The following is a 7,623-nucleotide window of genomic DNA, read 5'->3' as shown; positions in this document are numbered from 1 at the left end:
CAAAAAATAAAACCTTCAAAAAACCCGCAGGCTCAAGCCTGGGGCTACACGGACAAAGCGGTGCCTGCGCGGGCTAAAAGAGCCTTGTTAGGTGCGATCGCATCAAAGCAAGGATGATTTATTTGTTGGAATCCCCTAATGCAGAATTTTTTTTATGCAAATCCCTGAGTCCTTAACTTTTTCTCCCCAGTTTTATGCTGGGGAATATTTTTTCTAATCCTTCCCCATTCATCCTTTTTGCTTCTGGGTTTCACCCAAAAAATATCCCAGCAAATAAAGAGACCCACATAAAACGGTTAGGTTACTTTCGAGTTGCAAGGCTTCTTTTAAAGCTAGAAAAAGGTCAGAATAACAGCGAATTTCCTCTAATTCAGGACAGATATTTCGGGCAAGGGTGGCTAAATCTTCCGGTTTAGCCGAGTCATGATCGGGGACTGGAACTAAGTATAAGTTGTCTCCCGATCGCAGCAAGGCTCTGAAGATACCGGAATGGTCTTTGGTGGAGAGCATTCCCATCACCCAGGTGACCCTTGGTCGCGAGGCCCCTTCTGGGATGTTAGGGCGGGTCTCAGGGGCGTTGAGACTCTGGACATAATGACCGAGGATTTGGGCTGCTGCCGCATTATGCGCACCATCAATCAGCAGGGGGCGATGGTCTCGAATCACCCACTGGAGACGCCCCGGCCATTGGGTTTTGGCCATTCCCTCTACGATCGCCTCGTCGGAAATTTGCCATCCCTGTGCTCTGAGGGTTTGTACCGTGGCGACAGCTAGGGCAGAATTAATCAATTGCGCTTCACCGGGGAGAATCTGAGGATAGGAGAGTTCTTGAGTCTGCACCCATCCCCGTGGCATGGGGATAGGAGTGGCGGGTTCCGGAAATTGCGCGGGACAGTTGAGTTCCGCAATCCGGCGATCGACCACAGTTTTTGCTTCCGGGGGTAAGGGTCCGACGATGGCGGGACATCCCGGTTTGAGAATACCGGCTTTTTCCCGGGCAATATCGGCCACGGTAGGGCCAAGGCGTTGCCAATGTTCCCAACTAATTGAGGTAATCACCGTCACCAGAGGGCGATCGCAAACATTGGTCGCATCCAAGCGGCCCCCGAGTCCCACTTCCATCACCGCCACATCAAGCTGTTGTTGGGCAAAATATAGCCAAGCTGCGGCAGTAATCACTTCAAACTGGGTCGGAGAAGGCGCTGCCGGGTCGATCGCCTCAATGACTTGGATGAGAACCTCCTGCAACCCTTGTTCAGAAATGGGGCTGTCATTCACACAGATTCGTTCCGTCCAATCCACCAAATGCGGCGAGGTATAGCGCCCGACGCGATACCCCGCTTCCATGAGAATGGCCGAAAGATAGGCACAGACAGACCCTTTTCCATTGGTTCCGGCGACATGAATCAAGGGAACGCTGTGGTGGGGATTGCCTAAATCATTTAAAAGTCGTTTGATGCGATCGAGGCCGAGTTCGACGCCAAAGCGTCCAAAGGAGGAGAGGAGAGAATCCACAGTTGCCAGTGCCATTGCCACCCAATCTCGTGAAAGTTAGACCCATTTTGGTTAAGAAACTCCACTATAGCGGTTCACGGACTCCTGGGGTACAGATGCTATTAAGAAGTGCGAGCATCTTGCTCCCTAGGAAAATAGCGAGCAAGATGCTCGCACTCCCAAAAATGTACGGGAATAAGCGTATCCAAGGCTATCATCTATCAAGCCAGAGTGCTGCCGAGACCCGATATTGTTCCCCGACTCCTTCCAGAACAATCAGGTCCTCCTGTAGCAATTTGTGAAACACTACTGACGATCGCCCTAGGGAGAGGTTAGCCTAGCAGATAAGTCACCCTTTAACGATCTCAAGGTCCAGCACTTATGGCAACAGAACTGGCAATCGATACTCGTGGACTCACTAAGCAATTTGACCGACATATCGCGGTTAATGACGTTCATTTACAAGTCGGTCCCGGGGAAGTTTATGGACTGATCGGACCCAATGGTGCCGGAAAAACGACCTTAATCCGAATGCTGGCGACGGCAGAGGAACCCACCATTGGGGAAATTTATATCAATGGGGAACGCCTCTTGCGGGATAGTCATAACCCCACCCTGAAACGTCGCCTCGGCTATTTGCCTGATGATTTTCCCCTGTATGATGATTTAACCGTTTGGGACTATCTGGACTATTTTGCCCGACTTTATTATCTGCGGGAACCCCGGCGCAGTCAGCGTCTTTATGAAGTATTGGAATTAGTTCAATTAGAGAATAAGCGTAAGAGTTCGATCGCCACCTTGTCCCGAGGGATGAAACAGCGGCTTTCTCTGGCGCGAACGATTGTCCATGAACCGATTTTACTGCTACTTGATGAGCCAGTTTCAGGGTTAGACCCCATCGCCCGAATGCAGTTCCGGGAAATTATCAAGACCCTGCGCGAAGCGGGGATGACCATTTTGATTTCGTCTCATGTGTTGAGTGATTTGGCGGAATTGTGCACATCGGTGGGCATTATGGAACTCGGATATTTGGTGGAAAGTGCGCCTTTAAAAGAACTTTACCAGCGCTTGAGTCGCCAGCAAATTTTAATCTCGACTTTGGGTAAGTTAGAGGCATTGGAAGGAGAACTGAAACAGTTTCCGCAAGTGGAGGGATGGGAGGTCAATCACGATGGCAAAACTTTGCGGGTCCATTTTGCGGGGACTCCGGAAGAGAGTGCCAATTTGTTGCGATCGCTGGTGGAGGCTGGGATTCCATTGCATGAATTTCACTCGACCCAGGAAGATTTGGAAACGATTTTCCTGAAATTAGGGCATCAACAGGCGTCTTAAACCCGAGCAATGGGTTGGGTTGGGTCTGACTGAAATTTTTACTCAGAGTTAGGCATTGATGTTGAAGGATGTTGAAGCGTTAAGAATCATCAAAGAAGGTCAGAAATGATGTCTACAAAATTATTAGAAAACTTGGGAGAAGGAAATCCCCAGTTCGTTCGAGAATTAAAAGGGCGCTTGAATCGCCGTTCGGTGGGAATTGTTTTGTTGTTATCGGCCATTAGTCAGTGCGTCATCGTTGGGGGTTCTTCTGAGCAAAATTGTATTGCCTGGTCTGAAGATGCTGGCGGATACTGTCAACAGTATGAAATGGTCATTCAGTGGGAGATTATCTTTCATATTCTCAGCTTTATGCTGCCGTTACTGTTATTCGCCGGAGGCGTCTATTTGTTAAGTAGCGATTTGGTGAAAGAACAACGGCGAGAAACTCTCAATTTCCTGCGGTTAAGTCCGCGAACCAGTCAAAACATTTTGCTCGGTAAATTGCTCGGGGTTCCGGTTCTCTTGTACCTGGGAGTCGGGTTGACGATTCCCTTACATTTGATCGGTGCGATCGCCGCCGGTGTTCCCCTCGGGTGGGTTTTCGGTTTTTATTCGGCGATCGCTGCCTTGGGGACTTTTCTATATATGGCATCCCTTCTCAATACCTTATTTGTGGCCAAAGGTCAATATCAACCCGTCGTCAGTAGTGTTTTGGCCGGTTGGTTGGGTTCCAGTTTTGTCTCGTTTATTTTGTACTACTTTAGCTGGGATGAAAACAAGTTTAAATGGGTGGGATTTAAGTGGTTTTTATGGGAAGATCTCGGCAGAAATTATCACTTGGGATTTTCCTGGCTATTCATCAGCTTATTCGTGGGAAATTACTGGATTTGGCAAGGACTGAATCGGCAGTTCAAGAATCCCCAGGGTACGTTATTAACTAAGGCTCAAAGTTATGGGGTACTAGCCAGCCTTCAAGTTTGGATTCTGGGGTTTTTCTATCCTGTGATGAATCAAGCTCATATCGAAGAGACTTTGATGCCGATGATGTTTGGGATGTCTATCTTAACGGTGGGGATATTTTTGTTGATTATTCCGGCGATTTCTCCCCAACGACAAACTCTCTTAGATTGGGCGCGGTATGCTCATGAAGATCGGCGGCAAGGGGTTAAACATTCCTACTCTAAATGGCAGGATTGGATTTGGGGCGAAAAAAGTCCGTCGGTGGTGGCGATCGCCATTAATTTAGGAATTGTGGCCGCCCTTTGGATGCCTGCGATTCTCCTGTGCGAAGGCGGATTTTCTGCCCTAGTAACAACCGGATTAGCCCTGCTGATGACGTTAAATTTAATCTGGATTTATAGTGCGATCGCCCAGTCTTTGTACTTGATTAAATTCCCCAAGCCCGGACTCCTTTCGATGGGAATGGTGATGGTTACCCTGAGTTTACCGCCCCTGGTATTCGGCTTATTCTTCCAAACTGTTTCTGTCAACACCACGTTATGGATGCTGTTCGTCTTCGGTTCACCCTGGTTTGCCCTCACGGAAGCATCGGCAATGGCTACATTTTTCAGCTTATTAGGTCAGTTTGCGGCGATGGCTGCCTTAACCCTCACCCTCAACCATCAACTTAATCGAGCCGGTGCATCCCATTCTAAATTGCTATTTGCTGCCAATCCCACGCAAATCGCTCCCAAAGTTTAAACCGGGATTCAGCCTCTCTTGATGCTTCCTTTTTTAGATATTGTTGTTCCTTCAGGAAATACTTCAATGACCCATCATTTAATGGATCGTCTCGGGGAATGGAATCCCCAGTTTGTTCGGGAATTAAAAGGTCGATTGACCGGGCGTAACGTGACCTTTGCTGTGGGGTTATCCGTCCTGACTCAACTGGTTATTTTTTTCATCTTCATCAACCAAATTCCTTCACTTGATAACCAATACTACTCCGGCCATTATTGTCTAGTTGAACAAGATTACTATTGTCTCGCCGTCGATTGGATTGAGTGGTGGAAAGACTTAAATTATGTGTTTTATTGGATTTTCCCCCTGGCGCTGTTGAGCGGGGGAGTCTATCTCCTGATTGCAGATTTGGCGCGGGAAGAACGACGGGGGACTTTGAGTTTTATTCGCGTCAGTCCCCAGTCGAGTCAGAGTATTTTAATCGGAAAATTGCTCGGGGTTCCGGTGTTAATTTACCTCGCCGTTGCAGTCGCCTTACCGATGGATGCAATTTCGGCAACTTTTGCCCAAATTCCCCTCTTGGAAGTGTTCAGCTTCTATCTCCTCCTAGCCGCCCTTTGCGGTTTATTTTACAGCGCGGCGGTGCTGTTTGCTTTAATGGGAGGTCAACAAGCCTTCGTTGGGGCTGGGATTACCCTGGGGATGTTGTGGTTTGGAATGCATCTTCAATCGGATTACTCCTATTGGGGTCCACTACAATGGTTTGATTTTACCTTTAACCAGGATAATCTCTTGAACCTTCAGCTATTTGCGGTAGGCAATTGTGCCATTTGGACCTATTGGATTTGGCAAGGATTGCATCGAAGATTTCGCAACCCGACAGCCACAATCATCAACAAAAAACAAAGTTATGCCTTTGTTTTTTGCTGGAATTTCCTCTTGTTAGGGTTCGTGACGCCCTCTGTAGACTCAGGGGTATCAGCTTATCGATGGTTTACCAGCCTGGGTTTGATCGCCACCCTGAATTTATTCTTATTTTTGGGTCTGATTGCGGCCCTCTCCCCGCCGCGACAAACCCTCTTGGATTGGGCGCGTTATGCTCACCAAGCCAACCGTCAATCGGTGTTACAAGATTTAATTTGGGGAGAAAAAAGTCCGGCCCCAGTGGCGATCGCCATCGGTGCCATCATCACCGCCCTCATGTTCATCCCCTGGGTCCTGTTATGGCCCCTGGAAATGAGTTCTAAATTGCAGGCGATTTCCGCGATCGGCTTCTACGTCATCTTGAGCGCAATTTATGCAGTCCTGGCTCAAATCATGCTATTGCTCAAATCGAAAAAGCGAGCATTGTGGGCGACTAGCGTTGTGGCGGCGGCGATCGGCGTCCCCCTGCTCATCCTCGCTCTATTCGGAGGACAACCCGAAACCATCCCCGAACTCTTTCTGCTCTCCATCCTCTCCTTAGTTGGCCTAGAATACGCCACTACGACCCCCATTTTCATGGCATTCCTAACGCATCTCGCCATCTTAGCGGGACTCTCTTTCAAGTTACGTCAGCAACTCAATCTAGCTGGAGAGTCTGCCACCAAAGCCCTCCTCATGGGTAGAAAAGTTAATTAATCCTTTGATTCTTCAAAAAGGAGGGATTCACCCTCTCTTTATCCTCCCTTTTTTAGATGTTGTTGTTTTTTCAGGAAATACTTCAATGACCAGTCGTTTAATGAATCATATCGGGGAATGGAATCCCCAGTTTGTCCGGGAATTAAAAGGTCGATTAACATCGCGAAATGTCACCTTATCAGTGGGGCTTTCCATCGTTGCTCAACTTTTAATTGTTCTAGTCTTCATCAGCCAAATTCCCGCACCGGATGCCCACTATGGAGCTTATTGTATATCCCAAAACAATGGCTATTGTCTCTTCAATTTGCTCCAGTGGTGGGAAGACTTAAATCAGGTGTTCTATTGGATTTTGCCCCTGGTGCTAGTCAGCGGGGGAGTCTATCTGCTGATTGCCGATTTGGCACGAGAAGAACGCCGGGGAACGTTGAATTTTATTCGCGTCAGTCCCCAGTCGAGTCAGAGCATTTTAATCGGAAAACTGCTCGGCGTGCCGGTGTTACTTTACCTCGCCGTGGCGATCGCCTTACCGAGTTATGCCATCACCGCAATGGTGGCCCAAATTCCCCTCGTGGAAGTGTTGAGTTTCTATGTCGTCCTAACGGCCCTTTGCGGTCTGTTTTATAGTGCGGCGGCGCTTTTTACCTTAATGGGAGGTCATCAAGCCTTGGTTGGGGCCGGTTTAACCCTGGGAACGCTGTGGTGGTTAATGTATCATGAATTCTATTACTATGGAAAAGATTGGGCAACACACCACTGGTTTGGCTTCACTTTAAATGGAGATAATCTCTTCAACGTTCGGCTATTTGCTTTACTCAATTGTGCCATTTTTACCTACTGGATTTGGCAAGGATTGCATCGACGATTTCGCAATCCTGCCGCCACAATGATTAGCAAAAAACAAAGTTATGCCTTGGTTTTTTGCTTGAATATCCTCTTGTTAGGATTAGTAACGTCCTCTGTCAAGTCAGACTTAGCCATTTATTTATGGTTTGACCGCCTGTTTTTTATCTCGACTCTGAATTTATTCTTATTGTTGGGTCTGATTGCCGCCCTCTCACCGCCGCGACAAACCCTCTTGGATTGGGCCCGTTATGCTCACCAAGCCAACCGTCAATCGGTGTTACAAGATTTAATCTGGGGCGAAAAAAGTCCGGCCCCTGTGGCGATCGCCATCTGTGCCACCATCGTCGCCCTGGTTTTCATTCCCTGGGTCCTGTTATGGCCCCAGGGGATGCTCCCGAAATTGCAGGCGATCGCCGCAGTCGGCTTCTACGTCATCTTGACGGCGATTTATGCGGTCCTGGCTCAAATCATGCTGTTGCTCAAATCCAAAAAGCGAGCATTGTGGGCGACTGGCGTTGTGGCGGCGGCGATCGGCGTCCCCCTACTCACCCTAGCCCTATTCGGAGCACAACCCCAAACCATCCCAGAACTCTATCTGCTTTCCGTCCTCTCCTTACTCGGTCTAGAATTCGCCTCTACAACCCCAATCTTTATGGCATTCCTAGGGCATCT

5 protein-coding genes are annotated in these 7,623 nt (G+C 48.4%); 4 read left to right on the top strand and 1 reads right to left on the bottom strand.

The window, feature by feature from the left end; genetic code table 11:
• Positions 1-228: 228 nt before the first annotated feature.
• Positions 229-1,530, bottom strand: coding sequence for a folylpolyglutamate synthase/dihydrofolate synthase family protein (locus NG833_RS20705; protein ID WP_254567167.1), 1,302 nt, complete (start codon positions 1,528-1,530; stop codon positions 229-231).
• Between the two features lie 345 nt (positions 1,531-1,875).
• Here NG833_RS20705 and NG833_RS20700 point away from each other — a divergent pair, with 345 nt between their 5' ends.
• The 4 genes from NG833_RS20700 to NG833_RS20685 all read left to right on the top strand — a co-directional run.
• The gene (locus tag NG833_RS20700; RefSeq protein WP_254567166.1) at positions 1,876-2,826 is read left to right on the top strand and encodes an ABC transporter ATP-binding protein; all 951 of its coding nucleotides are present in this window, start codon (positions 1,876-1,878) and stop codon (positions 2,824-2,826) included.
• A gap of 105 nt (positions 2,827-2,931) precedes the next feature.
• Complete coding sequence (locus NG833_RS20695; RefSeq protein ID WP_254567165.1) at positions 2,932-4,509, top strand: hypothetical protein; 1,578 nt, start codon at positions 2,932-2,934, stop codon at positions 4,507-4,509.
• A gap of 66 nt (positions 4,510-4,575) precedes the next feature.
• Positions 4,576-6,108, top strand: coding sequence for a hypothetical protein (locus NG833_RS20690; RefSeq protein WP_254567164.1), 1,533 nt, complete (start codon positions 4,576-4,578; stop codon positions 6,106-6,108).
• 85 nt (positions 6,109-6,193) lie between these two features.
• Positions 6,194-7,623, top strand: a 1,430-nt coding sequence (locus NG833_RS20685) for a hypothetical protein (RefSeq protein WP_254567163.1), incomplete at its 3' end; no start/stop codon positions are given.

The organism is Oscillatoria sp. HE19RPO, assembly GCF_024220515.1.
Lineage (GTDB): Bacteria > Cyanobacteriota > Cyanobacteriia > Cyanobacteriales > Laspinemataceae > Laspinema.
The sequence above is the reverse complement of the archived record's forward strand: the minus strand, read 5'-3'. Positions and strand labels throughout refer to the sequence as shown.